The 25,907-nt window shown below is 64.4% G+C and carries 26 protein-coding genes and 1 tRNA gene; 22 read left to right on the forward strand and 5 right to left on the reverse strand.

Annotation, left to right across the window (positions count from 1 at the left end):
• The first annotated feature begins 22 nt into the window (after positions 1-22).
• Positions 23-424: a tautomerase family protein gene (locus CR105_RS02945; RefSeq protein WP_099786953.1), complete on the forward strand. Its 402-nt coding sequence runs from the start codon at positions 23-25 to the stop codon at positions 422-424.
• Here CR105_RS02945 and CR105_RS02950 read toward each other — a convergent pair.
• Positions 421-1,134 (reverse strand): hypothetical protein, encoded by a 714-nt coding sequence (locus CR105_RS02950; RefSeq protein ID WP_099786954.1) that lies wholly within the window; start codon positions 1,132-1,134, stop codon positions 421-423. The two genes, CR105_RS02945 and CR105_RS02950, sit on opposite strands and share 4 nt — an antisense overlap.
• Positions 1,103-1,705 carry a hypothetical protein gene (locus tag CR105_RS02955; RefSeq protein ID WP_099786955.1) on the reverse strand — a complete coding sequence of 201 codons (603 nt, stop codon included), beginning with the start codon at positions 1,703-1,705 and terminating at the stop codon, positions 1,103-1,105. Before CR105_RS02955 ends, CR105_RS02950 begins: the two co-directional genes overlap by 32 nt.
• A gap of 204 nt (positions 1,706-1,909) precedes the next feature.
• Here CR105_RS02955 and CR105_RS02960 point away from each other — a divergent pair, with 204 nt between their 5' ends.
• Positions 1,910-2,284, forward strand: a complete 375-nt coding sequence (locus CR105_RS02960) for a DUF3052 family protein (RefSeq protein ID WP_099786956.1) — start codon at positions 1,910-1,912, stop codon at positions 2,282-2,284.
• Between the two features lie 13 nt (positions 2,285-2,297).
• Here the strand turns inward: CR105_RS02960 and queG are convergent, their stop codons facing one another.
• Entirely contained in the window at positions 2,298-3,404 is a 1,107-nt protein-coding gene (gene queG, locus CR105_RS02965) for a tRNA epoxyqueuosine(34) reductase QueG (protein WP_099786957.1), read from the reverse strand.
• Positions 3,405-3,466: 62 nt separating this feature from the next.
• On the opposite strand from queG, the gene tsaE reads away from it, so the two are divergent.
• Genes tsaE through CR105_RS02980 form a run of 3 tightly spaced genes read left to right on the forward strand, consistent with a single transcriptional unit; the run spans position 3,467 to position 6,106 of the window.
• Positions 3,467-3,955 (forward strand): tRNA (adenosine(37)-N6)-threonylcarbamoyltransferase complex ATPase subunit type 1 TsaE, encoded by a 489-nt coding sequence (gene tsaE, locus CR105_RS02970; protein ID WP_099786958.1) that lies wholly within the window; start codon positions 3,467-3,469, stop codon positions 3,953-3,955.
• Positions 3,916-5,286, forward strand: a complete 1,371-nt coding sequence (locus tag CR105_RS02975; protein ID WP_099786959.1) for an N-acetylmuramoyl-L-alanine amidase — start codon at positions 3,916-3,918, stop codon at positions 5,284-5,286. Before tsaE ends, CR105_RS02975 begins: the two co-directional genes overlap by 40 nt.
• 10 nt (positions 5,287-5,296) lie before the next feature.
• Positions 5,297-6,106 (forward strand): D-hexose-6-phosphate mutarotase, encoded by an 810-nt coding sequence (locus CR105_RS02980; RefSeq protein WP_099786960.1) that lies wholly within the window; start codon positions 5,297-5,299, stop codon positions 6,104-6,106.
• On the opposite strand, the gene CR105_RS02985 is transcribed toward CR105_RS02980, so the two are convergent.
• Both CR105_RS02985 and CR105_RS02990 read right to left on the reverse strand, forming a co-directional pair.
• Entirely contained in the window at positions 6,090-7,139 is a 1,050-nt protein-coding gene (locus CR105_RS02985) for a carbonic anhydrase (protein ID WP_099786961.1), read from the reverse strand. The genes CR105_RS02980 and CR105_RS02985 overlap by 17 nt on opposite strands.
• A gap of 75 nt (positions 7,140-7,214) precedes the next feature.
• Positions 7,215-7,859 (reverse strand): VTT domain-containing protein, encoded by a 645-nt coding sequence (locus CR105_RS02990; protein ID WP_099786962.1) that lies wholly within the window; start codon positions 7,857-7,859, stop codon positions 7,215-7,217.
• Between the two features lie 180 nt (positions 7,860-8,039).
• On the opposite strand from CR105_RS02990, the gene CR105_RS02995 reads away from it, so the two are divergent.
• The 17 genes from CR105_RS02995 to CR105_RS03075 all read left to right on the forward strand — a co-directional run bounded on the left by CR105_RS02995 (position 8,040) and on the right by CR105_RS03075 (position 25,823).
• On the forward strand, positions 8,040-8,960 hold the full coding sequence (locus CR105_RS02995; RefSeq protein ID WP_099786963.1) for a peptidylprolyl isomerase: 921 nt from the start codon (positions 8,040-8,042) through the stop codon (positions 8,958-8,960).
• 169 nt (positions 8,961-9,129) lie between these two features.
• The gene (gene mutL / locus CR105_RS03000; protein WP_099786964.1) at positions 9,130-11,001 is read left to right on the forward strand and encodes a DNA mismatch repair endonuclease MutL; all 1,872 of its coding nucleotides are present in this window, start codon (positions 9,130-9,132) and stop codon (positions 10,999-11,001) included.
• Positions 10,998-12,227 (forward strand): multidrug effflux MFS transporter, encoded by a 1,230-nt coding sequence (locus CR105_RS03005; protein WP_099786965.1) that lies wholly within the window; start codon positions 10,998-11,000, stop codon positions 12,225-12,227. Before mutL ends, CR105_RS03005 begins: the two co-directional genes overlap by 4 nt.
• A 20-nt stretch (positions 12,228-12,247) precedes the next feature.
• A complete protein-coding gene (miaA, locus tag CR105_RS03010; RefSeq protein ID WP_218968656.1) occupies positions 12,248-13,165 on the forward strand; it encodes a tRNA (adenosine(37)-N6)-dimethylallyltransferase MiaA in 918 nt (305 codons plus the stop codon).
• Between the two features lie 70 nt (positions 13,166-13,235).
• A tRNA-Met gene (locus CR105_RS03015) sits at positions 13,236-13,312 on the forward strand.
• 165 nt (positions 13,313-13,477) lie between these two features.
• Positions 13,478-14,749: a tyrosine-type recombinase/integrase gene (locus CR105_RS03020; protein WP_099786967.1), complete on the forward strand. Its 1,272-nt coding sequence runs from the start codon at positions 13,478-13,480 to the stop codon at positions 14,747-14,749.
• A gap of 9 nt (positions 14,750-14,758) precedes the next feature.
• Positions 14,759-15,511: a hypothetical protein gene (locus CR105_RS03025; RefSeq protein WP_099786968.1), complete on the forward strand. Its 753-nt coding sequence runs from the start codon at positions 14,759-14,761 to the stop codon at positions 15,509-15,511.
• Positions 15,512-15,628: 117 nt separating this feature from the next.
• Entirely contained in the window at positions 15,629-15,808 is a 180-nt protein-coding gene (locus CR105_RS03030) for a helix-turn-helix transcriptional regulator (RefSeq protein ID WP_229413598.1), read from the forward strand.
• Entirely contained in the window at positions 15,808-16,251 is a 444-nt protein-coding gene (locus tag CR105_RS03035) for a helix-turn-helix domain-containing protein (protein ID WP_099786969.1), read from the forward strand. The genes CR105_RS03030 and CR105_RS03035 overlap by 1 nt, the downstream gene beginning before the upstream one ends.
• A complete protein-coding gene (locus tag CR105_RS03040) occupies positions 16,248-16,544 on the forward strand; it encodes a hypothetical protein (RefSeq protein ID WP_099786970.1) in 297 nt (98 codons plus the stop codon). Before CR105_RS03035 ends, CR105_RS03040 begins: the two co-directional genes overlap by 4 nt.
• Complete coding sequence (locus tag CR105_RS03045) at positions 16,541-18,172, forward strand: DEAD/DEAH box helicase (RefSeq protein WP_218968648.1); 1,632 nt, start codon at positions 16,541-16,543, stop codon at positions 18,170-18,172. Before CR105_RS03040 ends, CR105_RS03045 begins: the two co-directional genes overlap by 4 nt.
• Positions 18,159-19,070 carry a DUF7146 domain-containing protein gene (locus CR105_RS03050; RefSeq protein WP_180288072.1) on the forward strand — a complete coding sequence of 304 codons (912 nt, stop codon included), beginning with the start codon at positions 18,159-18,161 and terminating at the stop codon, positions 19,068-19,070. Before CR105_RS03045 ends, CR105_RS03050 begins: the two co-directional genes overlap by 14 nt.
• 297 nt (positions 19,071-19,367) lie before the next feature.
• Entirely contained in the window at positions 19,368-19,670 is a 303-nt protein-coding gene (locus CR105_RS03055; RefSeq protein ID WP_099786972.1) for a hypothetical protein, read from the forward strand.
• Between the two features lie 23 nt (positions 19,671-19,693).
• A complete protein-coding gene (locus tag CR105_RS03060; protein ID WP_099786973.1) occupies positions 19,694-20,035 on the forward strand; it encodes a hypothetical protein in 342 nt (113 codons plus the stop codon).
• Positions 20,036-20,079: 44 nt separating this feature from the next.
• On the forward strand, positions 20,080-22,155 hold the full coding sequence (locus CR105_RS28180; protein WP_099786974.1) for a hypothetical protein: 2,076 nt from the start codon (positions 20,080-20,082) through the stop codon (positions 22,153-22,155).
• 9 nt (positions 22,156-22,164) lie between these two features.
• Positions 22,165-23,718 carry a hypothetical protein gene (locus CR105_RS03070; RefSeq protein WP_099786975.1) on the forward strand — a complete coding sequence of 518 codons (1,554 nt, stop codon included), beginning with the start codon at positions 22,165-22,167 and terminating at the stop codon, positions 23,716-23,718.
• A complete protein-coding gene (locus tag CR105_RS03075; RefSeq protein WP_099786976.1) occupies positions 23,718-25,823 on the forward strand; it encodes a hypothetical protein in 2,106 nt (701 codons plus the stop codon). Before CR105_RS03070 ends, CR105_RS03075 begins: the two co-directional genes overlap by 1 nt.
• Positions 25,824-25,907 lie beyond the last annotated feature (84 nt).

Below are 25,907 nucleotides of genomic sequence, written 5' to 3' on the forward strand. Positions count from 1 at the left end.
TAACCAAAAAAAGGAAATTGACATGCCCATCATCAACGTTAAAGTCAGCGCCACCAAATCCAGCGGCCTGACCCGCCAGATCAGCGAGATGCTGCTTGAACTGGGTGGACGCATCCTGAAGAAGGACCGCCACGTCACCACCATCACGATCGACTACCTCGAGCACGACTGCTGGTTTGTCGGCGGCAGTTCGCTCAGCGAGCAGGGCAAGAACAGCTTCTGCTTCGATACCAAGATCACCGACGAAACCAATACCAAGGAGGAGAAGGCGCAGTTCATCAAGGAAGCGTTCGACGGCTTCGCCCGCATCCTCGGCAACCTGCACGACACCAGCTTCATCTACGTCGAGGACGTGCGCGCGACCGCCTACGGCTATGGCGGGCTGACGCAGGAATACCGCTACCACCACCACCAGGCCGACTAGAACATCGTCGGGCACTTGCCGAGCTTCGGCTCGCCGAAATTGGCGGCCCCGGTCTGGGCGCCGATGCGATTCTTGTCCGGGTAGTGCATGCAATAGCTGCCCAACGCGCCGGTGATCCGGTAGATCTTGCGCGCGTCGTCGCCGGGCGGCGTGATGTCTTCGATCTTGGCCGCCTGGTACCACTTGTTGGGCGCCATGTCGTGCGCCTGCTCGAAGCCTTTCGCCAGCCGCTGCTGACGGCTGTCGCCCGACTGGCTGAAGGCAGTCTTGCCGCCCGACTTGCCGTCTTCGCCGCGCAACTGGCGGTCGATCCTGGCGAGGTCGCGTTTGGCAAACGTCATGATTTGCTCCGCGCTGATGGGCGCCGGTGCGGTATCGGCGAACGGATCGGCCGCCGGTGCAATGAGGGCCGTTGCCGGCGCGGGTGCGCGGATCGGCGCTGGTGCCGACTGCACGCTTGCAGGCCGCTCTTTGGCGATTTTGGGCGGCCGCGGCGGCAACAGTCTCGGCTTCGGTAGCGCCGGCACGATGTTCATCCACAGCATCGTGCTGGGCGTCGTGTCCGGCCGCGCCTGGCGCGGTTGTTGGCGCAGCAGGCTGTTGAGAAACAGCGCGTGCAGCAGCACCGCGACGGCAAGGGCGAACCATTTGCGCTCGAAGGCCTTGTCGGTGTCGATGCTACATCTCCGCCATGCAAAGCGCCAGCGCATAGATGAATTCGTCGCGCAGGGCCAGGTATTGCTCGTAGGTCTGGAACTTTCGCTGCGCCGGTTTCTGGTCCAGCAGGTAAGCGGTGGCGATGACGTTGTTCTTTTCAGAGATCAGGGTGTAGATGCTGATGACGCCGCCGCCATTCAATGTCGGATTGTTCAGCGTCATGATTTCCACGCCCTGCCGCTCGATCACCTTGAATGGCGCCACTTTTGTGCCGGGCGTGGCGGCGAACGAGGTCATCTGCGCCAGGATGGCGGTGCGGTCGGCCGCCAGCTTGCCCGGCTGCGAGCGCTCCAGCTTCAGGTTGACCAACGGCGCCGTGTCGGGAAACGCCAGCATCATGCGGTAGCCGTCGGCCACCGACACCTGCATCGGCCCGGTCGATGTCTGCACCGTGCGCGACGCCATGTTGCCTGGCAAGCGTTCGACGCTGGGTGCCTTCAGCCCGTTCGCGTACGGGCAGGCCAGCAGCGCACGCAGCGGGTCGGACGTCGGGTCCTGGGCGTGCGCCGCCGCCGCGCCGCTCAGAACCATGGCCGCGAAAACGAATCGAATTGAATACGACATGCTGCCTCCTGGCGAATGCATTGACTATCTGTTGCCAATTCTTTCATATTGCCATGCTGAATGGCTACGGATTCATCAAAAGCACCGGCGCGCGATACCGGCGGTACTGCGTCCGGTGCCGCGCTCGCCAAAAATGGCGTTAGTTGTAGAATTAAAAGTCGTTTCAGCAGGGCAGATAGCAGGAATCGAGCCGAGGGAATACCGATGAGCGAAAAAACCGTTGCAGACAAGATGTTCCTGAAAAATGCGAAGTCGATCGCGGTGCTCAATGGCGCCGTGCATCCGGGCGTGGTGTCGCAGTTGCCGCCCGATCTGGTCGACAGCGGCAGCGGGCCGGCCGACGTCGTGCTGATGTTCGCGCTGAACCAGAAGGAGCTGGACCAGTACCTGCCTGTGGCGCAGGAGCGGCTCGGCGAGAAAGGGTCGTTGTGGATTGCTTACTTGAAGCAGAGTGCGTCGAAAGCGACCGACATCAACCGCGACACGATCAACGCGAGCGCTCAGCAGCAGGGCATCACGGCGGTGGCGATGATATCGATCGACGGCGACTGGTCGGCGCTGCGCCTGAAGCGCATTTGATGAAGACTGCCGGCTAGACGCCGTGCTGATCGCACCGGGCGTGTCGCGCCAGCGCCCATTCGACGTGCTCGCGCACCATCGCCGACGGGTGCTGCGCGCGCGCCTCTAAGGCGGCCACGATCGCCGCATCGCCCTTGATGCTGTCGGCCGCGTTGCCCAGCCCGACCGCCAGGTTGCGCAGCCAGCGTTCATGGCCGATGCGGCGGATCGGACTGCCTTCCATGCGGCGCTCGAATTGCTCCTCGCTCCAGCCGAACAGCGCGACCAGCGACGCCTCGCCCAGCCCGTTGCGCTGGTCAAAATCGGGCACCGTCGCGCGCTGCGCAAACTTGTTCCACGGGCACATGGTCTGGCAGTCGTCGCAGCCGTAGATGCGGTTGCCGATGAGCGGGCGCAGCTCGACCGGGATGCTGCTTTTCAGTTCGATCGTCAGGTAGGAAATGCAGCGGCGCGCATCGAGCCGGCCGGGGCCGATGATGGCGCCGGTCGGGCACACGTCGATGCAGGCGCTGCACTGGCCGCAGTGGGCGCTGGCCGGCGCGTCGATCGGCAGCGGCAGGTCGACCAGGATCTCGCCGAGAAAAAACATCGAGCCGGCTTCGCGGTTGAGCATCAAGGTGTGCTTGCCGCGCCAGCCGAGGCCCGCTTTTTCGGCCAGCGGGATCTCCATCACCGGCGCCGAATCGGTAAAGACGCGGTAGCCGAACTGCCCGGCCGCCGCCTCGATGCGCGCGGCCAGTTGCTGCAGCCGGGCGCGCAGCACCTTGTGATAGTCGCGCCCGCGTGCATACAGCGACACCACCGCCGCGCCCGGGTCGGCCAGCCGCGCCGTTTCGCGCTCGCGCCAGTCGGGCGGCGTGGCGGCCGGCAGGTAATCCATGCGCGCGCTGATGACGCGCACCGTGCCGGGCACCAGTTCGCTCGGGCGGGCGCGCTTCATGCCGTGGCTTGCCATATAATCCATCTCGCCGTGATGGCCTTCGTCGAGCCATGCCTGCAGGCCCGGCTCGGCGTGCGCCAGGTCGGCGTCGGTGATGCGCAGGTCGGCAAAGCCAAGCTCGGCGCCCCACTGCTTGATGGCGCGCGCTAGTTCTGGCAGGTCGGGTTGGGCAGGCAGCATGCGGGAGCGGGAAAATGAGAAGGCGCGCGGCGCCGTCAACGATCAACCTATCATTCTATTCGATGCAGCATTTTAAAGCCTACCTCCGCGATGAAGACGCGACCGCGCAGCTTGGCGCCGCGCTGGCGCGGGTGCTGGTGCCCGGCCTGACGATCTACCTGCACGGCGACCTTGGCGCCGGCAAGACCGCGCTCACGCGCGCGCTGCTGCACGCGGCCGGCCACACCGGCAAGGTCAAGAGCCCGACCTACACGCTGGCCGAACCGTACCAGGTGACGCTCGCCGGACGCGCCGTCGACGTGATCCACTTCGACCTGTACCGCATGTCCAGCGCCGAGGAATTCCTCGACGCCGGCTTCCGCGAGAATTTCAACAAGGACAACATCTGCATCGTCGAATGGCCGGAAAAGGGCGCGCCGGTGCTGCCCGCGCCCGACCTGAATGTGCTGCTGAACGTGGCCGGCGAAGGTCGTGAGGTAGAATTGCAAGCGTTGTCCGACCTGGGTTCGCTATGCCTCGACCGCCTTACCTTCGCAGCACCGCCCCTGTGACCATTCCGCTAACGCGCCGCACCTTGCTCAAAGCCGGCGGCACGCTGCTGCTGTCGGTGCTGTCGCCCCTCGCGCGCGGCGCGCAGATCATGGCGGTGCGGGTCTGGCCGGCGGCCGACTACACCCGCGTCACGCTGGAAAACGACAGCAACCTCAAAGCGACCCACTTCGTCGTGCCCGATCCGCACCGGCTTGTGGTCGATATCGAAGGGCTCGAACTCAATCCCATGCTGAAAAGCCTGGTAGCCAAGATCCAGTCGGGCGACCCGTACATCAAGCAGGTGCGCGTTGGCCAGAACCGGCCGAACGTGGTGCGCCTGGTGTTCGACCTGAAGGAAGAAATCACGCCGCAGGTGTTCGAGCTCGAGCCGGTCGGCGCCTACAAGCACCGCCTGATCTTCGACCTGTATCCGGTCACGCCGGTCGACCCGATCGCCGCGATGATCGAAAAAGGCGAATGGCTGCGCGATAGCGCCGCGCCCATCGGCCAGCCGGCGCTCCCGCCCGATGCGACCGCGCCGCAGCAGGCAGAAACGCCGGCCACGGCGCTCGACAAGCCCGAGCGGCCGGCGCTGGCACGCGCGGCCGAACCGAAGGCCGATGCGCGCCAGCCGAAGGTGGCGCGCCTGATCACCATCGCGCTCGACCCTGGCCACGGCGGCGAGGATCCGGGCGCGATTGGCGCATCCGGCTCGCGCGAAAAAGACATCGTGCTGGCGATCGCCAAGCGCCTCAAGTTCAAGCTAGAGGAGCTGCCCAATGTGCGCGTGATGCTCACGCGCGACGGCGACTACTTCGTGCCGCTGGGGGTGCGCGTCGAAAAGGCGCGCAAGGTGCAGGCCGACCTGTTCGTGTCGATTCACGCGGACGCCTTTGTGGTGCCCACCGCGCGCGGCTCGTCGGTGTTCGTGCTGTCCGAAAAAGGCGCCAGCTCCACCGCCGCGCGCTGGCTGGCCAACAAGGAAAACCTGGCCGACTCGATCGGCGGCATCAACCTCGGCTCGGCCAGCAAGCAGCTAGCCAGCGTGCTGTTCGACCTGTCCACCACCGCCCAGATCAACGACAGCCTCAAGCTCGGCCGCGCGGTGCTGGGTGAAATCGGCGGCATCGCGCGGCTGCACAAGGGCGCCGTCGAGCAGGCCGGCTTCGCGGTGCTGAAGGCGCCGGACATCCCGTCGATCCTGATCGAGACGGCGTTCATCTCGAACCCTGAGGAAGAGGCGCGCCTGAAGGACAACGGCTACCAGGACCAGATCGCGAGCGCCATCACCAAAGGCATCCGCCGCTACTTCGCGCAAAATCCGCCGATGGCCAAGAGCCGCACCACCTGAGGAAACGCATATGGACGCAATCACCCTGGCCCCGTTCGGCGAGCTGCCGGCCGTGCACCTCACTGCCGCCGACGGCGCCGAAGCGATCGTCACCTTGTTCGGCGCGCATTTGGTGTCGTGGAAAAGCGCCGACGGCAGGCAGCGCCTGTTCTGCAGCGCCGGCTCGGCGCTCGACGGCAGCCGCGCCATCCGCGGCGGCGTGCCGGTCATCTTTCCGCAGTTTAACGAGCGCGGACCGGGCATGCGGCATGGCTTCGCGCGCGTCAGCGACTGGGCGCTGATCGACAGCGGCAGTGTCGCCGGCGGCGCTTTTGCCGTGTTCGCGCTCGAGCCGCACGACCTGTCGGACGAACGCGCGGCGGCCTGGCCGTACGACTTCGCGCTGCGCTTGCGCGTCGAAGTCGGCGGCGCCGACCTGGCGATGACGCTGGAAGTGGAAAACTGCGACGTGGCGCCGTTTTCGTTCTCCAGCGCGCTGCACACCTACCACCTGGTCGACGATGTGGCGGCGGTGCGCATCGACGGCCTGGGCCAGCAGCCGCTGGCCATTGGCGACACGCGCGACGAGATCTTTGTCGGCGTCGCGCCACGCCTGGTGCTGCACAGCGGCGCCGGCACGCTGCAGCTGGAACAGGATGGCTTTACCGATGCGGTGGTGTGGAATCCGGGCGCCGCCAATACGGCGGCGATGCCGGACATGCAGGACGACGACTACAAGCGCTTCGTGTGCATCGAGCCGGCGGTGATCGAGCCGCTGACGCTGCAAGCAGGCGAAACCTGGTCCGGCCGCTATCGCATCGCGCCTAGTTCGATTCCTTGACGACGCGGCCGCCGCCTGGCTGGATCGGGCGGGCGTTCATCGGATACAGGCGGCTGAACAGCGCCATCTGCGCCGGCGAGGCCGGCATCGGCTCCTTCATCACCATCCACAGCACGCCTTCGCTGCATGGCGGCTCGGTCATCGAACCGAGGAAGGTGAAGTAGTCGCGCCTGGCCGGCAGGATCTCGTTGACGTCGATCGCCACCACCGGCGCGATGGTGCTGTGCTTCTCCAGCGGCAGGTTGTTCCACACCGTCTGGATCATGCTGTTCGGGGCGCCACGCTGCAGCAGCACCGCCACGATCGCCAGCTTGCCCTCGCCGTCCTTGTGCACCAGGTGCACCACCATCTCGGTGCCGCGGCCGTTGATGCGCTCTTCCGACGGCCGGTGGAAGTGAAATTGAACCAGCTCGAAGGTGCGGTTCTGCACCGTGATGAAATTGCCGTAGCCGAGGCCGACCTGGATCGTGTGGCCGTTGTCGACGACGTTAAAGCCCGACGGGCGGTAGTCGAAGGCGATCTGCTCGAGGTCGACCTTCATGCCGTCGCGCAGGTCGATCGGCGACTGGCGGTTACCGGTGCCGCACTTGGCCCATTCCGAATTGATCTTGCCCCAGTTGGCCGGGCCGTTCTCGCCTTCGTACGACCAGGTGCTGCTGTGACGCGGCGCCGCGGCGACGGTCGCCTTGAGCATCGTTTCCTTCTCCTTGACGGCGGCGAGCTTGCGCGCCCTCGCCGCCGCGGCGGCGCGCGCGGCCTGCTTGGCGCGCATTTCGGCCAGCCGCGAGGCGATCTTGATCGACAGCTCCGCTTCGGCCTGTTCTTCGTTCAGGCGCTGGGCGGCCGGCGACAGCGGCGGCGCCGGCTTGACCACGGCAGGCGCCGAGGCGGCCTGCTTGACGGCGGCAGCCACGGCGGCCGCGTCGGACTTGGCCGGAATGACCGCCGTTTTGGCAGGAGCGGGAGCGGGATCGTTTGCGCTTGCCGTCGTAATGACGAAGCAGCAAGCGAACAGGGCGATCAGGTTACGCATGGGATTCCAGAGAGTTGCTGTACAGTCCGGTAACGGTCCCGATCACCGAAAACTTGAGAGCGGCCGCCGCAACAGCTATCGGCTCATCATCTTGCGGCCGAATTTCCACAGGCCGCCGAGCATGATCGGCACGACCGCGGCGCCCACGCCAATCAGCACGATGGTGGTCAGGTTTTCGCGCACGATCGGGATGTTGCCGAAGAAGTAGCCAGCGGTGACGAGGCTGACGACCCACAGCACGGCGCCGGTGACGTTATAGAACTGAAAGCGCGAGTGCGTCATGTCCGACACGCCGGCGACGAACGGCGCGAAGGTGCGCACCACCGGCACAAAGCGCGCCAGGATGATGGTCTTGCCGCCGTGTTTTTCGAAGAACTCGTGGGTCTTGTGCAGCGCGTCCTTGTTGATCCAGCGGTAATCGTGGGTGAACACGCGCTGGCCGATCTTTTCGCCGATCCAGTAATTGAGCGTGTTGCCGGTGACGGCGGCGGTAATGAGCAGCGCCATCAGTATCGGGTAATTCATCTGGCCCGTCGCGCAGAAGGCGCCGGCGATAAACAGTAGCGTGTCGCCAGGGAAAAAGAACAGCACCACGAGGCCGGTTTCGCAAAAGACAATGGCGAACAGCACAGCGTAGACATAGATACCGTACTGGGCCAGCAGCATGCCCAGGGTTTTATCGACATGCAGAATCATGTCGAAAAATTGCATCAGATCCATAATTTTCCTAAAAGGTAGGCGCGAATCATACCATCACCGTGCCCCGCCCTACCCCCAAGAAAGGCGGCCGGCGGCGAAAATTTCGCTTTCTCGCAAGTTTCCTCCTTGTCCATTTTCCGGATTACAATCGCCAGCACGCAGCGCAGCGGCGCCATGCCTACTATTATCAGGAGATCCGCGATGCAAGGTTTCAGTGGAATCAACAAGATGGCGCTGGCAGCGGCGGCGCTGGCGGCGGTGGCGGCCGCGCCGGCCGGTTCGGCCGAGCTGGCAGTCAAGCCGACGCTGGCCGACGTCATCAAGGCGTCGACGCCGGCCGACTGGCGCCCGCTCGACCCGGACAACACGATGTACCTGGAGCTGCCGGCCGGCCGCGTGGTGATCGAAATGGCGCCGGTTTTTGCGCCCGCACACGTCGACAATATCCGCACGCTGGTGCGCGAAAAGTACTTCGACGGCCTGGCGGTGATTCGCTCGCAGGACAACTGGGTGGTGCAGTGGGGCGACCCGGACGAAATAAATCGGCGGCCGATGAAGACGGCGAAGTCGTCGCTGACGGGCGAGTTCACCGTGCCGCTAAAGAACGACACCAGTTTCACGCGCCTGCCCGACCGCGACGGTTACGCGCCGCAGGTCGGCCACTCGAACGGTTTTCCGTCGGCGCGCGACCCCAAGTCCGGGCGCGCCTGGCTGGCGCACTGCTACGGCATGGTCGGCGTGGGTCGCGACACCGGCGCCGACAGCGGCAGCGGCTCGTCGCTGTACGTGGTGATAGGGCACGGCCCGCGCCACCTCGACCGCAACATCACTGTCGTTGGCCGCGTCATCGCCGGCATGCCGCTGCTGTCGACGTTCCCGCGCGGCGCCGGCGCGATGGGCTTCTACGACAAGCCCGAACTGAACGTGCCGATCGCCGCCGTCAAGATGGCCGCCGATGTGCCCGAGGCCGAGCGCAGCAAGTTCGAGGTGATGCGCACTGACAGCGCGACGTATAAAGCGGCGGTCGAAGCGCAGCGCAACCGTGGCGGCCCGTGGACCAAGGTCGCCGCCGGCCACATCGACCTGTGCAACGCCCCGCTCCCCGTGCGCGAGCAAAAGTAGCCCGAGAAATCGAGTCTGACCTACTCTTTTGTTGCCTCAAAACCAGGGTCAGACCCGTTTAAAATTGGCTCGCAGAGGGTTTAGCCCGAACGACAAACGGGTCTGACCCTGTTTTTGAGGCAACAGCGGGGCGCCGCCTGCAGTGGTTGGCGCAGGATATAATCGCCGCATGAACGCGCCCCTGCCCTCCCATCGCCCGATTCAGGCCCTGCCCGACCAGCTCATCTCGCAAATTGCCGCCGGCGAGGTGGTCGAGCGGCCGTCCGCCGTCGTCAAGGAACTGCTCGAGAATGCCCTCGACGCCGGCGCGACCGCCATCACGGTCCGCCTCGAGGAAGGCGGCGTCAAGCGCATCGCCATCACCGACAACGGCCGCGGCATCGCGCCCGAGCAGCTGCCGCTCGCGCTGGCGCGCCATGCGACGTCGAAAATCGCCTCGCTGACGGACCTGGAAAACGTCGCCACTCTCGGCTTTCGCGGCGAGGCGCTGGCGTCGATCGCCGCCGTGGCGGCCGTGTCGGTGACGTCGCGCACGGCCGACGCGCCACACGCGTGGGAGCTGGTCGGCTCGCACTTGGGCACGGTGGCGCCCTCCTCCGGCGCGCACGGCACCACCATCGACGTGCAGGACCTGTACTTCAATACGCCGGCGCGGCGCAAGTTCCTGAAATCCGAGCAGACCGAATACGGCCACTGCGCCGAAGTCGTGCGCCGCATCGCGCTGGCGCGGCCGGATGTGTCGTTCAGCCTGACCCACAACGGCCGCACCATCGACCACTGGAACGTCAGCGAAATGGCCAAGCGCAGCGCGCACATCCTCGGCAGCGAGTTCGCCGAAGCGCGGCTGCCGATCGACGAGACGGCCGGCCCGCTGCGCCTGCACGGCTTCGCCGGCTTGCCGACCGCATCGAAGGCGCGCGCCGACGGCCAGTTCTTCTACGTGAACGGGCGCTACGTGCGCGACAAGCTGCTGGTGCACGCGGTGCGCGCCGCCTACCAGGACGTGCTGCATGGCGACCGCTTCCCGTCGTACGTGCTGGGGCTCGACCTCGACCCGGCGCTGGTCGACGTCAACGTCCATCCGTCCAAGATCGAAGTGCGCTTCCGCGACGGCCGCGCGGTCCACCAGTTCGTCTTCCACGCGGTTCAGCGCGCGCTGTCGCAGACGTCGGCCACCGCCTACGGCAGCGTGCCGGCGCCACTGCCGGCGGCCGACGTCGGCGGCGCCGCGTCGACCTGGCGCCGCGAGCACGAACAGCAGTCGTTCGGCCCGCAGTTATCCAGCACCTTTTCGCCATCGCCCTACCCGCCGGCCAACCGCTACGAGCCGGCCGGCGTGGCGCAAAACACCGCCAGCTACGGCGCCTTGTATGCCGCCTCCAGCAGCGCAGCGAGCGCACCGGTGACGCCGTTCACGCCGGCGCCGCACACCATGTCGAGCGACGAATATCCGCTCGGCTTCGCGCTGGCGCAGCTGCACGGCATCTACATCCTCGCGCAGAACAACAAGGGCATGGTGCTGGTCGACATGCACGCCGCGCACGAACGCATTTTGTACGAGCAGCTCAAGAACGCGCTCGACGCCCAGGTCGACGGCCAGGACATGCAGGTGCAGGCGCTGCTGATCCCGGTCACCTTCTTCGCCGACGCGGTCGAAGTGGGCACCGCCCAGGAAAACCAGGACACGCTGCAATCGCTCGGCTTCGACATCGCCGCGCTGTCGCCAACCACGCTGGCGGTGCGCTCGGTGCCGACGCTGCTGAAAAACGCCGACGCCCAGACGCTGGCGCGCGACGTGCTGCGCGACGTGCGCGAATTTGGCGGCTCGCGCGTGCTGATCGAGCGCCGCAACGAGCTGCTCGGCACCCTCGCCTGCCACACCGCGGTGCGTGCCAACCGCATCCTGTCGGTGCCGGAGATGAACGCGCTGCTGCGCCAGATGGAAAGCACCGAACGCGCCGACCAGTGCAACCACGGCCGCCCGACCTGGGTGCAGCTCGAAATCTCCGCGCTCGACAAGCTTTTCCTGCGCGGCCAATGATGTCCCGAGCCAGCGACGCCATCCACCCGATCCCCGCCTACGCGCACGCGCCGATCCTGCTGCTGATCATCGGCTTCCTGATGCTGCAGCCGCTGTCGACCGACCTGTACCTGGCGTCGCTGCCGAGTCTCGCCACCGTATTCGCCGTGCCGGCATCGACGGTGCAGCTGACGCTGTCGCTGTTCGTCGCCGGCTTCGGTGGCGCCCAGCTGGCCATCGGCCCGCTGTCGGACCGCTACGGCCGCCGCCCGGTGCTGCTCGCTGGCCTCAGCCTGTACGTCGTCGCCAGCCTGCTGTGCGCCGCCGCGCCGGGCATCCAGTTGCTGATCGTCGCGCGCTTCCTGCAGGCGCTCGGCTGCTGCTCGGCCATCATCATCGCCCGCGCCATCGTGCGCGACGCCTACGCGCCGGCCGACAGCGCCCGCGTGATCGCGCGCGCCAGCAGCTGGCTGTCGCTGGCGCCGCTGCTCGGCCCCATCCTCGGCTCCTACCTGCAGGTGGGCTTCGGCTGGCGCGCCGCCTTCGTCGTCCATTCAATTCTCGGCCTGTGCCTGCTGGCGGCGGTGGTCATGCGCCTGCCGGAGACCAACGCGCACAAAGATCCGCGCGCCACCGAAATGGCGGGACTCGTCGAAAACTTCAAGCTGGTGCTGGGCGCGCGCGAATTCTGGGCCAACGCGCTGCCCGGCGCGCTGTCGTACGGTTCCATCTTTGCCTTCATCTCCGGCTCGTCGCTGGTGCTGATCCGCGTGCTGAACGTGCCCACCGAATGGTTCGGCTACTGCTTCGCGTTTGCCGTATCGGGCTACCTGGCCGGCACCATCGCCTGCCGCCGCCTGCTGCCAAAATTCGGCCAGACTGCCACCCAGCGCATTGGCGGCACCTTGTCGCTGACGGCCGGCGCGCTGTTTCTGATGGCAGTGGGATTCGGCGCGCTGCACTGGACGCTGGTGGTGGGGGCGATGTTCCTGACGATGTTCGCGCACGGGATCAGCTTCCCGGTCGCGCAGTCCGGATCGGTCACGCCCTTCCCGCGCCAGGCCGGCACTGCCGCCGGCTTGATGGGCGCGCTGACGATGTCGGTCGCTTTTTTGGTCGGCACCGCGGTCGGCGCTTCCTTCGACGGCACCTTGTATCCGCTGGCGATTATCGTCTGCGTCCTTGGCGCCACCATCTTCGTCAGCGTGCGCCTTATCGGCGCGACCCACGCCGAGGTGGCGCCGTGAAGCCGCGCGCAGTCGCCATCATGGGTCCGACCGCATCCGGCAAGACGGCGGCGGCGCTGGCGATCGCGCGCGAGACGCCGGCCGAAATCATCTCGGTCGACTCGGCGCTGGTCTATCGCGGCATGGACATCGGCACCGCCAAGCCGAGCGCCGAGGAACTGGCAAGCGTGCCGCACCACCTGATCGACATCATCGACCCGACCGAGTCGTATTCGGTGGCGCAGTTCCGCGCCGAGACGCTGCGCCTGGTGGCCGACATCAGCGCGCGCGGCAAGCTGCCGCTGCTGGTCGGCGGCACGATGATGTACTTCAAAGGACTCACCGATGGCCTGGACGACCTGCCCGGCGCCGACCCGCAACTGCGGGCCGAGATCGAGGCCGAGGCGGCGCGCATCGGCTGGCCCGGCATGCACGAGAAGCTGCGCGCGCTCGATCCCGTCACCGCCGATCGGCTGGCGCCGAACGACGCGCAGCGCATCAACCGCGCGCTGGAGATCACGCAGTTGGCGGGGCGGCCGATGTCGGAGCTGCTGTCGGGACGCGGAAAGCTGGATCTGCCGTTTGATCTGGTCTCGTTCGCGCTCGAGCCGTCCGACCGCAGCGTGCTGCATGCGCGGATTGCGACCCGCTTCGACCAGATGCTCGGGCGCAGCGACGACAGCGGCATCGTCGCCGAAGTGGCCGGCCTGCGCGCGCGCGGTGACCTGCACCCTGGCCTGCCGTCGATGCGCTGCGTCGGCTACCGCCAGGCGTGGGACTATCTGGATGGGACGATCGACCGCGCCGCGCTGCGCGAGACCGGCATCATCGCCACGCGCCAGCTGGCCAAGCGCCAGCTGACCTGGCTGCGATCGATGCCGGAGCGGATCGTGATCGATTGCCTGGCCGGCGACCCCGCGCCAGCGATGCTCAAGCAGTTGGCAGCAAAGCAACGCTAAAAGATTTTGGGCGCGATGGCCACCGACCCTTGACAGGTTTTTTTAAACCTCGGATAATAATGGCCTGTCCGGTGATATAGCTCAGTTGGTTAGAGCACAGCATTCATAATGCTGGGGTCGGTGGTTCAAGTCCACCTATCACCACCAAGAATATGGCAATGTATGACCAAGTTTGCCCAAAAGCCCTTAAGAAATCAAACGCTTAGGGGCTTTTTTACGCTCAGGATGCCAAAGTATGCCCATTGACACCCACCTTTTTTGCATCCATCCTTGGTCACATGGATGCATGGATCAAAAAAGGATGGATGCAAAATGCCGAAGCTCGCCACCCCGCTCACCGACATACAGGTTAAAAATGCCAAGCCCAAGGACAAGCCTTACACGCTTGCCGACGGCGACGGTATGTATCTCGAAGTGTCGCCGGCCGGCTCCAAGATCTGGCGCATGGCCTACCGTCAGCCGAACGGCAAGAACACCAGGCTGACCTTCGGCGCCTATCCAGAGGTCTCGCTCTTGGATGCACGCCAGAAGCGCATGGATGCAAGAAAGCTGAAGGCGGCGGGCACTGACCCGGCGCAGGCCAAGCGGATCGACAAGGTCAACAAGGCGACCGCGAACGCCAACACGTTCGAGGCTGTCGCGCGCGAGTGGCATGCAAACAAGCTTGAGAGCTGGCAGCCGCGCACCGCGACCAACATCCTGCACCGCCTGGAGATGGATGTATTCCCCCTGATCGGACGGCACCCAATTTCGGCGATCAAGGCTCCTCTCATCTTGGATGTCCTGCGCCAGATCGAGAAGCGCGGCGCGCTGGATATGGCCAAGCGCCAGGGCCAGGTGTGCGGCCAAATCTTCCGCTACGCGATTGCGTGCGGCAAAGCCGACGTCGACCCGGTCCCGAGCCTTCGCGGCGCGCTCAAACCTAGCTCCAACGGCACCCACGCCGCAATCACGGCAGACGAGCTCCCCGAGTTCCTGCGCGCCTTCGAAAAAATCGAGGGCCGTATGTTCACGCCGACAAGAGTGATGTTCCGCTTGATGATGATGACATTCGTCCGGACCAGTGAACTGACTGAAACGCCCTGGTCGGAAATCGACCTCGAGAACGAGTCCTGGATAATTGACTGGCGCCGGATGAAAATGGGGAAGAAGAAGGTCAGGCCGCGCAAGGTGAACCACCATGTGTTCCTTCCTACGCAAGGCTGGTCACTCCTGCGCGAGCTCCACGCGATCACCGGAGGTAACCAATATCTCTTCCCGAACATGCGCGACCACTCTAAGCCGGCAACCAATTTCGGCATCCTCGCCGCGCTGAAGCGCATGGGCTACGCCGGCAGAATGACCGGCCATGGCTTCCGCGCACTGGCCATGGGCGTCATCAAAGAGAGGCTGCGCTACCGTCATGAGGTGGTCGACCGCCAGCTGTCACACGCCTCCGGTGACGTCTACGGCGAGTCCTACGACCGCGCCATGTTCTTGGACGAGCGCCGCGTGATGATGCAACAGTACGCTGACTATCTGGATATGGCTGCTGACGGTAAGGTTGTCGCCCACCCGTTCGGTACCTCGAGTGCCGGCGAATAGAGCGCCGCTATGTTCATTAAATCTATTGACACCACAGCATCAGTAGATGCCGCTACACGGGCCGTGTCAAATTTGAGGCCAGAGGGATCTGTCGAGGTTCGCGGCTTCCTAGACGCTCTCTTCGGGACATGGAAGTTCGATTTTGGCCGCCCCCCAAGCACGCGCGGCGTCGGCCTGCTGGACTTCTATACCCCACCTGCGCCGGAGCCGACTGAAGACGAGCGGCTCTCTGCTGTTAGCAAACTACAAGCGTGGGAATGCGCCGGCCCGCTCTGTGGCAACTCCATCGACCTGTTCATAAAAATATGGACGGAACACGGCGCATGGTTGCAGGGTCACCTCGATGCAAATCCAAATCTGTTTTATTGGATGCTAGGCACGTTAATCCTTGATCATTCCGACCGAAAATTCGGTCATTCAGTGGTCAGCGCCGGCCAAATTCTGATTTCTTTGTACGCGTCTGCTGACCGAGATTGGATCGAGTACAGCGACAACAAGCTGGCGTATTTAGGTGGACAGCAAGCAGCTATCAACCGAAGCCGACGAAACGGAGGAAAAGCTACTGGCGAAACCAGGAAACTGCAAGGCAGCGAGACGAAGGCGGAGATTCATCGCATGGCAACCGCTCTGTTGCTCACCAAGGAGAAGCGGGAAATTGCGGGAATAATCACGCAGAAGGTCGGGAAAAGCAAGTCGACGGTGCACGAGGCACTTCAATCCCATCCGTCGGGGAAGTGGAGAAAAGATCCTCCGGCAAGCTGAGCATGCCGAACTCCTGATCTATTAAATACAGCCATGTTCAACGACGCCCAGAAAGGCTCAAACATGGCTAGCAACGCAAGAGTAAAACACCCCCCGGCGACCCTTCCAGAAGTTGGCATGAGTAGGTGGGAGCAGTTGCGTCATTTCATTCCAGTAGGCCGGGAGACGTGGCGCCAGCTGACGCTTGCGGGCAAGGCCCCGAAGCCCATCCGTCTTTCCGAGCGCTGCACGATGTTCGACAATGTCGAAGTGCACCGCTGGCTCGCCGCTCCGACCGAATTTCGCGCGGAGGGCTAATGAGGACTCCCGAAAAAGCAAACGCCTCCGGCAAGGGAGGCGCTCACATCACGAAGCGGGCCGGCCGAGTGAGTGGGAAACAAAAGCAAACGTTCGTCTGCGGCGTCAAGCATATCAGCAAACTGCGTCGCGAGCTACAAACAGCCGGCTTGGGCCTGCGTGACACCAGTGGCCGCACTCAGTGTGAAACTCTCCTCCGTATTCTGCAGTACCTCGGTCCACGCGGCATCAATACGCCGGAAGGTGTTGGCTGCGGATTTTATAGAATTGCCACACGGATACAAGAAATCGAGGAGGCTGGCTGGCTGATCGCGTCGTACCGGGAAAGCCTGATCGGTGCAGACGGATTTCGGCACGTCGGCATCGCAAGGTATTCGCTGCTTGGCCGGCGCGTCGACGTCGACAACCCACAGGGCGCACTCGATCTGGGGGCGCCGGCATGAAATTCCTCACTATCAAAAACTGGGACACGTTCCAACACTACGGCAAGCGCAATCCGCCGTGGATAAAGCTTCATCGTGCGCTGCTTGATGATTACGTTTTCTGTGGTCTGCCCGACATTGCGAAGGCACATCTCGTCCTGATCTGGCTATATGCAAGTCAGCACAACGGACGTGTACCGTACGACGCGGCATTTCTTGAGCGCAAACTTTCGTGCGAAAACGTCGAGCTGGGCGAACTGATTGCGGCCGGTTTCCTGATCCCTCCGCAGGGCGCTAGCGAGGTGCCAGCATGATGCACGCAAACGATGCTAGCAATGTGCTGTTCTCAGAAGAGCAGGTGCCTCACTTAGACTATCGCCAGAAGAGGAGAGAAGAGACTAAGGGCGAAACCCGGCCCGACCATGAAGTGGATGGTTTGACTTCCGCGCTTGCCCTCCGCCCATACCAAGCGAACGCGGTCCAGAACCTTCGCCTCGCCCTGGCTGGGGGTGTCCTCCGGCTGATGCTTTGCTCGCCGACTGGGTCAGGGAAGACCGAGATCGGAATGGCGCTGGTCAAAGGCGCTCGAGCGAAACACAAGCGGGTGGCGTTCCTGTGCAATCGCGTGCACCTGGTCGCGCAGACCTCGCGCCGCTTCACCCGGTCGGGAATCGCTCACGGGATCATCCAGGGCGAGAACACCGCTCGCATCTACGAAAATGTGCTGGTGGCCAGTATCCAGACGGTCGCCAAACGCGGCTTGCCCGACGTCGACTTAATCATCATCGACGAGGCGCACACGGTCGCCGGGTCGCGCGAATACCGCGCCGTGATCGCCGCGGCCAAGGGTGTACCCGTGATCGGTCTGTCCGCCACCCCGTACGCAAAGGGACTGGGGAAGCACTACGACGACCTGGGCGGCGCCCTGTTCCAGCAAATGGTCATTGCAGCGTCGATCCCTGAACTGATCGCCGACGGCTACTTGGTCGACGCCGATGTCTACGCGCCATCCGAGCCGGATATGACCGGCATTAAGCAGAGCCGAAACGCATTTGGCGACATTGACTTCACGGATGCCGACGTCGGCCGCGCGACCGACAAGCCGGAGCTGGTCGGCGACATCGTCACCCACTGGCTCAAGCTCGCCAAGGACACGCCGACGGTCTGCTTCGCGTCGAATATCGCCCACAGCAAGCACATCGTCGAGCGGTTCCTGTCCGCGGGCGTCGCGGCAGAACACATCGACTGCTACACGGACGAAGCCGAACGGCAGGCGATCTTGCAGCGGATCGAAACGGGCGAAACGATGGTGATCTCGAACGTCGGCATCCTCGCCGAAGGCTGGGATTTTCCGGCTTGCCGCACATTGATCCTGGCGCGCCCGACACGTTCCCTGATTCGTTACATCCAGATGGCTGGCCGGGTGCTGCGCCCACATCATTCCAAGCTGCGCGCGCTGATCTTGGACCACTCGGGTTCAGTGTGCCGACTCGGGTTCCCCACTGATGAGTTCCCACTCAGCCTCGATGACGGCGCACCACGCGCTGCCGGCGCCATGCAGGAGCGAGAGGCGCCGCTACCGAAGCCGTGCACTTCCTGCAGCTACGTCAAGGTGACCCACAAGTGCCCTGTGTGCGGGTTCGCCGCGGAGCGGAAAGCCAATGTCGACGTGATCGACGGCGAGCTGGTGTTGCTGACGAAGGGAAAACCGAAAGCCACGAAGCTGGACAAGCAAGCTTTCTATTCCCAGTTGATCGCGATCGCCGAGAGCAAGGGTTACCGTGAAGGCTGGATCGCTCACAAGTACCGCGAATACTTTGCGGTATGGCCGCGCGGTCTGGAAGACGTCGCCGCGGAGCCAACCAAGGAGGTGCGGGACTTCCTCAAGCACCTGCAGATCCGCGAAGCGAAATCGAGGGGGGGCGACCGTGCAGCAGCTTAAGACGCGGACGACCGACGAGGCGATCGGGCGCTGGCCCGGCATCCTGCAAACGCTGGGAGTCGACCAGCGCTTCCTGATAAACCAGCACGGGCCATGCCCGTCCTGTGATGGGAAAGACCGGTATCGGTTTGACGACAAGGGCGGCCGCGGCACCTGGATTTGCTCGCACTGCGGTTCGGGCGACGGCTTCGGTCTGCTGCAGCGCCTTTTCGGCTGGGACTTCAAACATGCCGCCAAGGAGGTCGACCGGGTCGTCGGCACGGTCCAGGCCGGCGCTGTGGTGCAGGCGCGCACCGAGGAGAGCAAGGTTGAAGCGCTGCGCGCGGTATGGAGGGCAAGCAAGGCGGTCACGCACGGCGACCCTGTGTGGCTCTACCTGAACCGCCGCCTCGGCGTCGAACAGGTGCCGGCCGACCTGCGCTTCCACTCAAATCTGCGACACAGCGAGGGCCGCAGCTATCCGGCGATGCTGGCGATGATGCGATACCCGAATGGTGTGGGCGCCTCGATCCATCGAACCTATCTCACGGCGGACGGAGAAAAAGCCCCGGTCGACGATGCAAAGAAGTTCATGCAAGGAAAACCGCTGCAAACGGCCTCAGTTCGACTCGGTGAGGCGCGGACGACAATCGGCATTGCCGAGGGCATCGAAACGGCGCTGGCGGCCTCTCAGCGGTTCCTGATGCCGGTATGGGCTGCTACGAACGCCGCATTGCTGGAAGCGTGGGTGCCGCCAGCCGGTGTCGACAGAGTTCTGATCGCCGGCGACAACGACGCAAGCTACACCGGTCAGTCGGCTGCCTTCGTACTCGCACGCCGGCTAGTTCGGGATGGGTTCGCCGTCGAGATCCAGATCCCCGGCGCTGTTGGAAAGGACTGGGCAGATGAAGGTGTCTAGACAGTTCCTCCGAGACTTCGCTTATCTCGCGAATTTCTACGAATGGACGGCGGCCGACATCGAGGACGTCAAAACGCAGACTCGAGCGTCGGTTGATCTGCGCGACTACTGGACGAGACTCGCCTGCGCTCATCGCGCTGGGTACAAGCAGACCGAAAAAAACGGCTATATACGGCTTGGTGCGTGGCGACCCTCCACGGCGGACTCAGAAGCAACCAAGGCCGTGCAGAAGGCTCCGGAACAATATGCGCGCGCTTGGGGAGTGCGCCGTGGCCAGCCTCCAGAAAGAGGATCGCCATGAGCATCGCTGATGGTTTCACGACCTTGCTACAGGAATTGGAAGAGCTCGATCAACCAGACGACGCGAAAGCAGCTTTCCGGGAATTGGTCATAGCGCGAATGGAGGCAGCACTGACCGTGCCGGAGCAGCGCGTACTGTTTGCGCGCCATCTGCTTGACAGGAAGGAGCCCCGGCATCTCGTAAGCGAGCGCTTAAAGGCGCGCTACGGAATCGAGCACGCGCAAAGCCATCGAGACATTTCGAAGGCATTGCAATCGTATCTTCCGGATGATAGGCGGCTGCGGTTCAATGGAAGCTAGTAAAACGAATTAGGAGAAACCGCATGCAAGTTGTCTATTTTTCGCAAGAACTTCAAGCGCGGGCGCCAGGTGTCCTCGGATGCCTTTTCAACGAAGACACGAAAGGCTGGGTCAGCTTGATTGACGTGGCCGCAGCGATCGAGCGGCGTGAGAATGTCACCGTCCGGCCTGCGACCGAAACCGAGATGAAGCGCGCCGAAGCTGTCGCGGCCCTATTCGACATCGGGGTCCAACTCGGCCAGAAGGTTGAGGCGCTGCTCGACCAAGAAACGCCGGAAGTGGTCAGGGGGACCATCACAGCGATTCGCGAAGCGATGGAATCTGTGGAGGCCGGCCCTGCCGATCTACTCGATCGGAAAGCCTGACGATCGCTTTTTCATCAACGACACGGAGTATTTAAGGAGAACGTATGGCCGCCCTCACCCAAGGACAAATCGACGCGATGGCGCAATTGCTGCGTGCCAAAGGCATGACCGCCGCGGACTACACCGCCAACTCGCCGCAAAACATGGCGTACAGCGACTCTCAGCTGCAGCAGATGATGTCTTCGTCGGAGGGCGCTTACGACCCGGCACAGTTTAAGAAGATTTTCGATCAGCGCATGCAGGCGTCGAGCACGCCGGGCGGTATGGCGCAGCTCGCCGAGCAGGATCGAGCGGGTGGCATCACCGGCGCGCAGAATAGTGTCGACTGGTGGAACGAAAATCCGAACGGCGTTGAGAGCAATCTTGACAAGTTCATGGGCTTCGCCATCCCGGCAGTCGCCGGCGGCATCTTCGGGGGCGGCCTGCTGAACGCATTCGGCGGCGCCGGCGCAGCCGCTTCGAGCGCGGGATCGTCGGGCGCCGCGGCGGGGTACGGCAGCGCAGGCAATCTGTTGTCGGCCGCCGAACTCGGCAGTTTGTCGATTCCGTCAGCAATTGGTGAGCTGGGCTTTCTCGGCGGCGTGCAGAGTGGTGGCGCGCTGGCGGCAGCCGGTGCTGGCACTGCCGGACTGGCAGCAGCCTCTGGGGCGGGCGCAACGGGCGCAGGCACGGCTGGCGCGACTGCAGCGGGCGTTGGCGGCACCGGGGCTGCAGGTGCGACTGCAGGCGGTACGGCGGCAACCGGCGGCGGCCTTCTGAGCGGTCTTGGCACTGCCAAAAACATCGTCGGCATCGGCAGCGCAGTGGGTGGTTTGCTGGGCGCATCTGGCGCCGGCGGCAGCAGCAGCGCAGGCAACCAGACAATTACGACAAAAAGCGAGATGGACCCGCGCATCGCAGGCATGCTGTTCGGTGAAAACGGCCAGCAGGGCCTGCTGTCGCAATACCAAGCGCTCGGCCAACAGCCGCAGAACCCGTTGCTTAAGCAGTACGGCGATGCCAACCTGGGCTACCTGGGCAACGCCGGCGCCGACATGGGCGCAATGCGCAACGCAGCCACCGGCCTACTCGGCGGTCAGCAGGCACCACAAGCGCAGGCAGCGCAATCTCTCGGAGCGCAGGGCCAGGCCGCGCAGCAGTCGAGCATGGCCTACAACGTCGGCAACATGGTCAACGCCCCGTCGCAGAACGGCATGAACCTGTCCGGCAGCTATGACAAGTTCATCAACGGCGACGCCGGCGCCAATCCGTATCTGAACAAGGCGCTGCAGGGTTCGATGGACCAGTCGCGCAATGTGTTCAATCAGATGCAGGGCGATGCCCGATCAGGTCTTGACAGCGCGCTCGGCAGCATTCGAAGCAACTCGGTGCTATCGGGCCAGTACGGCGGCTCGCGTCAAGGCATCGCGGAAGGCAACGCAATCGGCGACTTCGCCAAGGCGCAGCAGCAGACAATCAACCAGTTCGGCCAGAACAATACGAACGCCGCTGTCGGCGCGCAGGCATCAGCATTCAACCAAGGGCAGGACCGCGCACTGGCGGCAACGCAGGGACTGGGCGCCCAGCAGTACGGCGTCGCTTCGCAGAACGCGGCCACCAAAAACGCGGCCGAGTTTGCCAACGTCGGCGCGACGAACAACATGTACGCGCAGAACACAGCGAACCAACAGCAGATGGGACTCGCCAACCTGGCCACGCAGCAGCAGACGAACCAGAACAACGCCGGTTTCCAGCAGCAGACCAATCTGGCGAATCTAGGCGCGACGCAGAACCAGAGCCAACTGAACATGTCCGGCATCAGTCAAGGCAGCGGCATCCTCGGCGGCTTGCTCGGCACCGCGGCCGGCGCAGGCCAGAATCAAGACAGCTACGCGCTTAACCAGGCCGGCAAGGTGAACGGCTTGCTCTCGCCGTATCTTGGCCAAGTGCCGGGATCTCGCACTGAGAGCTCGCCTCTCTACGAGAACAAGGCGGGGAACATTTTGGGCGGGATCGCCGGCGGCGCGGCGCTGGCCAAACAATTCGGCGGGCTGCTCGACAGCTGGAACAAGCCGGGCGGCAGTGCCGGCGGTGGCATGACTAGTGCACTGCAAGACAACCCGTTCGGCTACGGCACTTAAGGAGCAATTATGGCTGGATTACTCGATCAGTTTTCAAACCTCAGCGATGACCAGACGCAGGGGTTGCTCGCCGCGGCGGCGCATATGCTGCAGCAATCCGGGCCGTCGACGCGACCGAGCGGCCTCGGTCAGATCCTTGGCGGAGCACACACAGCCTATCAGGACAGCACGCTAGCGGCACGCAAGCGCAAGCTCGACGAGCAGCAGGCCAAGCAGATGGCTGAAATGCGCGGGCTGCAGATGCAGGAGATGCAGGGTGGGCTGGCTGACCGCGGCCGCGCGCGCGAGCAGGCGGATGGGTTGCGCCAGTTCTACGTCGACCAGCGCCTCAAGCAGGTTCCAACTACGCCCGGCGGCGCGCCACAGGCAGCATCCGCCATGCCGGGCGGCCCGATGTCGCCGAAGGTCGGCGGCCCTGATTGGATGCAGGCATTCCAAGCTGACCAGCCAGCGCCGGCCGCTCGCGCGCCGCAACAGGCCGCGCTGGGCGACCCGTACAGTCAGCGGATGGTGCTTGCCCAAGAGCTGCGCGGCGCCGGCCACCATGCCGAAGCTGACGCACAGGAAGCAGCGGCGCTTAAGTTCAAGCCGAAGTACGAAACTAAGCCGCAGGTCGTGCGCGGGCCAGACGGTAGCCCGATGTTGGTGCAGACGGCCGATGACGGCACCGTGCGCCCGATCAGCGGCGGCTACGGGGTGGCTGAGAAACTCGACTTCCGCGACATGGGTGGCACGGTGGATGGCCTCGATCCTTACAGCGGCAAGAGACTGCAGAGCTTCACCAAGACAAAGAGCTTTGCAGATCGCAACGCAGGCGCCCGCCTGCAATTCGACAAAGAGCAGGCGGTTGGCACCGGCCCCGACGCATCCGAGGCGATGATCGACGCCATCGGCATGGGCAAGATGGCGCCACCATCCGGCTACGCGCTGCGCAACCCGAAGATGCTGCAGATGATGGAGCGCGTCGCGCAGAAATACCCTGAGTTCGACGCGACCGAATACGACGGCAAGAAGCGAGCCATGCGGGATTTCACCACCGGCAGGCAGGGCGATTCGATCCGATCCTTCGCAGTGGCAACCGACCACCTCACGCAGTTGAAGGGGCTGATTGGCGCGCTCGACAACAAGGATATCCCGCTGGTCAATAAGTACGCCAACATCATTGCGCAGCAAACAGGCAGCACTGCGCCGACCAACTTCGACGCCGCGAAGGGCATCGTTGCCAAGGAGGTGCTGAAGTCGATCGTGGCCGGCGGCGGCGGCGTGGAGGAGCGGCAAGAGCTGGCGCACCTGCTCGACAACGCAAAGACCACAAAGCAGCTCAACGGTGTGGTCGACACCTATCTGCATTTGATGGGCGCGCAGAAGCAAGGCTTGGAGCGGCAATATGAATTGTCGACCGGGCGGAAGGATGCGGCAACGCGGTTTAACTACAAATCCGACGCCGATCCTCATCCGCCTACTGCAGCCCAGCACTCCATCGTCGCACCGAATGGGAAAACGTACAGCTTCCCCGACGCCAAGGCGCTGGCCAACTTCAAACTCTCCGCGGGGCTTAAATAATGCCTGATTACGACAAACTGGCTGCGCAATACGGGGCGTCCGACGACGACAAATACGACCGCCTGGCTGCGAAGTTTAGCGCCGCGCCGAAGACCAAGCCGTTCGGCCAGCAGCTCAACGACTCGATCGCCGACGTCCCGCGCCAGCTCGGCCTGACCGCACGCTACGGCCTGGAGGGCCTGGGCGACACGTTCGACGCCTTCGTCGGCAACCCGCTGCGCACGCTGGCCAGCCCGGTGCTGGGCAACAAACCGACCGCACGGACCGGCGCCGCGCTCGCCGACATAGCGGGCCTGCCGCAGCCGAGAACCGCCGGTGAGCGCGTCGTTGGTGACGCTGCCCGCATGGTGGCCGGTGGCGGCGGCATGCTGGGCGCCGCGTCGAAGGTGGCCGGCGCTACCACTGGCATGGCGCAAGGTGTCGGCCGCATGCTGGCATCGAACCCGGCGCAGCAGCTGACATCGGCCGGCGCCGCGGGCGCGGCCGGCGGCTACACGCGCGAGACTGGCGGCAACGACACTTCGCAGATGGTGGCGTCGCTGGCCGCTGGCGTGGCTACCCCGTTTGCCGTCAACGGTGCGATGCGCGCCGGGCAGTCGGCCGCCGGCGCCGCCCGCAACATGGTATCGCCGCGCGCGCCCTCCCCGGTGCAGATCGACATCACCATCAACAACGCGATCGAGCGCAGCGGCATGAACCTGTCGCAACTGCCGGCCGAAGTGGCGCAGGGCATCCGCGCCGACGTGTCCAAGGCTATGCAGATCGGCGACGACATTTCGCCTGCCGCCGTGAGCCGGCTGGTCGACTACCGGCTGACGGGCGCCACGCCGAACCGGGCAGGCCTGACGCTAGATCCGGCAGTCGTCACGCAGCAGCGCAACCTGGCCAAGCTGGGCATCAATAGCAAGGATGTCGCCGCGCAGCAGCTGGGCCAGATGCAGAACGCGAACGATCGCCAGCTGACGGCCGGCCTGAACACGTTGGGCGCCAATACCGCTGACCACGCGATCGCCGGCGGCGGTAAGGTGATGGACGCGCTCGGCCAGCGCAACGACCGCGCAAAGGACATCATCGGCAACCTGTACCAGCGCGCGCGCGACACTGGCGGCCGGAGTGCGGCACTCGATCCGCACGCATTCACCAACCGCGCCAACAACCTGCTCGACGACGCGCTGCTGGGCGGGAAGTTGCCGGCCGACGTGCGCAACCTGCTCAACAAGGCCGCCGCCGGCGAGATGCCGCTGACGGTCGACGTCGCCGAGCAGTTCAAGACGCGCATCGGCGACCTGCAGCGCTCGACCTTCGATATGGCTGAGCGCAAGGCGCTGGGCATGGTGCGCAGCGCGCTGGACGACGCCCCGCTGCTGCCAGGACAGGAGATGGGCCGCGAGTCGATCGCCGCCTTCAACAAGGCGCGCGGCATGAACCGGGCATGGATGGGCATCGTCGACAAGACGCCGGCCCTGCAGGCTGTCCGCGACGGCATCGAGCCAGACAAGTTCGTGCAGCAATTCATCGTCGGCGCCGGCGCCAAGTCCAACGTGATGGACGTCGCCATGCTGAAGAACTCCGTGAAGGGCAATCCGGAGGCAATGACCGCCATCAAGGGGCAGATCACCAGCCACCTGAAGGCGCGGGCGCTCAATGGCGCCGAGGATGAGGTGGGCAACTTCAGCCAGTCGGCATACAACAAGGCGCTGAACGCGATCGGTGACCGCAAGCTGGCCCTGTTTTTCGACAAGCCGGCCATCGACCAGATGAGGGCAATCGGGCGGGTGGCCAGCTACGAGCAGTTCCAGCCAGCTGGCAGCGCGGTCAACAACTCCAACACGGCCGGCACCGGCATGGCCGCCCTGCTCGACCGGATCGGCTCGAGCGCATTCCTGTCGAAGATTCCAGCCGGCAAGCTGCTGGCCGACCCGCTGCAGAACATCGCCATCGGCATGCAGGCCAAGCAATCGCTAAATGTGCCGCGCGCGCTGACCGATGGCACTCGGATGCCGCAGCCGGTGCCGCGTGGGCTGGCGATGTCGCCGGCGGCGCTGATGGGAACTGAGGGCGAAGAGGAGCGCAAGCGGCGCGAGGCCGGCTTACTTTTTCCGTGACCAGTACCAGGCGTTAAATATCCATGCTAGGGCGGCGCCGAGTTGAATAGGGTCGTAGTGCATACGTTCCTCGAAGTGGTTGCC

Origin of the sequence: Massilia eurypsychrophila (assembly GCF_002760655.1) — a bacterium.
GTDB lineage: Bacteria > Pseudomonadota > Gammaproteobacteria > Burkholderiales > Burkholderiaceae_D > JAFCUW01.

Bases quoted from the DNA above. Each gene is read 5' to 3' on its own strand.
- CR105_RS02945 (WP_099786953.1), top strand. From the start codon at position 23: ATGCCCATCATCAACGTTAAAGTCAGCGCCACCAAATCCAGCGGCCTG.
- CR105_RS02950 (WP_099786954.1), bottom strand. From the start codon at position 1,134: ATGCGCTGGCGCTTTGCATGGCGGAGATGTAGCATCGACACCGACAAG.
- CR105_RS02955 (WP_099786955.1), bottom strand. From the start codon at position 1,705: ATGTCGTATTCAATTCGATTCGTTTTCGCGGCCATGGTTCTGAGCGGC.
- CR105_RS02960 (WP_099786956.1), top strand. From the start codon at position 1,910: ATGAGCGAAAAAACCGTTGCAGACAAGATGTTCCTGAAAAATGCGAAG.
- queG (WP_099786957.1), bottom strand. From the start codon at position 3,404: ATGCTGCCTGCCCAACCCGACCTGCCAGAACTAGCGCGCGCCATCAAG.
- tsaE (WP_099786958.1), top strand. From the start codon at position 3,467: ATGCAGCATTTTAAAGCCTACCTCCGCGATGAAGACGCGACCGCGCAG.
- CR105_RS02975 (WP_099786959.1), top strand. From the start codon at position 3,916: ATGCCTCGACCGCCTTACCTTCGCAGCACCGCCCCTGTGACCATTCCG.
- CR105_RS02980 (WP_099786960.1), top strand. From the start codon at position 5,297: ATGGACGCAATCACCCTGGCCCCGTTCGGCGAGCTGCCGGCCGTGCAC.
- CR105_RS02985 (WP_099786961.1), bottom strand. From the start codon at position 7,139: ATGCGTAACCTGATCGCCCTGTTCGCTTGCTGCTTCGTCATTACGACG.
- CR105_RS02990 (WP_099786962.1), bottom strand. From the start codon at position 7,859: ATGGATCTGATGCAATTTTTCGACATGATTCTGCATGTCGATAAAACC.
- CR105_RS02995 (WP_099786963.1), top strand. From the start codon at position 8,040: ATGCAAGGTTTCAGTGGAATCAACAAGATGGCGCTGGCAGCGGCGGCG.
- mutL (WP_099786964.1), top strand. From the start codon at position 9,130: ATGAACGCGCCCCTGCCCTCCCATCGCCCGATTCAGGCCCTGCCCGAC.
- CR105_RS03005 (WP_099786965.1), top strand. From the start codon at position 10,998: ATGATGTCCCGAGCCAGCGACGCCATCCACCCGATCCCCGCCTACGCG.
- miaA (WP_218968656.1), top strand. From the start codon at position 12,248: ATGGGTCCGACCGCATCCGGCAAGACGGCGGCGGCGCTGGCGATCGCG.
- CR105_RS03020 (WP_099786967.1), top strand. From the start codon at position 13,478: ATGCCGAAGCTCGCCACCCCGCTCACCGACATACAGGTTAAAAATGCC.
- CR105_RS03025 (WP_099786968.1), top strand. From the start codon at position 14,759: ATGTTCATTAAATCTATTGACACCACAGCATCAGTAGATGCCGCTACA.
- CR105_RS03030 (WP_229413598.1), top strand. From the start codon at position 15,629: ATGAGTAGGTGGGAGCAGTTGCGTCATTTCATTCCAGTAGGCCGGGAG.
- CR105_RS03035 (WP_099786969.1), top strand. From the start codon at position 15,808: ATGAGGACTCCCGAAAAAGCAAACGCCTCCGGCAAGGGAGGCGCTCAC.
- CR105_RS03040 (WP_099786970.1), top strand. From the start codon at position 16,248: ATGAAATTCCTCACTATCAAAAACTGGGACACGTTCCAACACTACGGC.
- CR105_RS03045 (WP_218968648.1), top strand. From the start codon at position 16,541: ATGATGCACGCAAACGATGCTAGCAATGTGCTGTTCTCAGAAGAGCAG.
- CR105_RS03055 (WP_099786972.1), top strand. From the start codon at position 19,368: ATGAGCATCGCTGATGGTTTCACGACCTTGCTACAGGAATTGGAAGAG.
- CR105_RS03060 (WP_099786973.1), top strand. From the start codon at position 19,694: ATGCAAGTTGTCTATTTTTCGCAAGAACTTCAAGCGCGGGCGCCAGGT.
- CR105_RS28180 (WP_099786974.1), top strand. From the start codon at position 20,080: ATGGCCGCCCTCACCCAAGGACAAATCGACGCGATGGCGCAATTGCTG.
- CR105_RS03070 (WP_099786975.1), top strand. From the start codon at position 22,165: ATGGCTGGATTACTCGATCAGTTTTCAAACCTCAGCGATGACCAGACG.
- CR105_RS03075 (WP_099786976.1), top strand. From the start codon at position 23,718: ATGCCTGATTACGACAAACTGGCTGCGCAATACGGGGCGTCCGACGAC.